Origin of the sequence: Leifsonia sp. SIMBA_070 (assembly GCF_046534635.1) — a bacterium.
Taxonomy (GTDB): domain Bacteria; phylum Actinomycetota; class Actinomycetes; order Actinomycetales; family Microbacteriaceae; genus Leifsonia.
On record NZ_JAWRYK010000866.1, the window covers coordinates 1 to 240 of the forward strand.

Here is a 240-nt window from a genome sequence, read left to right on the forward strand (position 1 = left end):
GCGGGTCCACGAGGCGGATCAGGAACCAGGCGGCGTCGATGTCGGCGAAAGCGTCGACGTCTTGCCGACCGGTGGTGAGAAAGACCCGGATCTCGCCCTTTTCATGGGCCAGTTCCGCGACACTTCTGGCCGCGCCGGCGATGTCAGGGACATCGATCCAGTGATCCCCTTCTTGCGCCGACCACTCGGGGCGTCGCAGCGTCAGGATGGGCACATCGAGACTCGCCGTCGCGGCGCCGG

1 protein-coding gene is annotated in these 240 nt (G+C 67.1%); it reads right to left on the minus strand.

Features of this window, described 5'->3' with window-relative positions:
* On the minus strand, positions 1-214 hold a 214-nt coding region (locus SB754_RS22695), incomplete at its 3' end, for a precorrin-6A/cobalt-precorrin-6A reductase (protein ID WP_410784525.1).
* Positions 215-240: the final 26 nt, after the last annotated feature.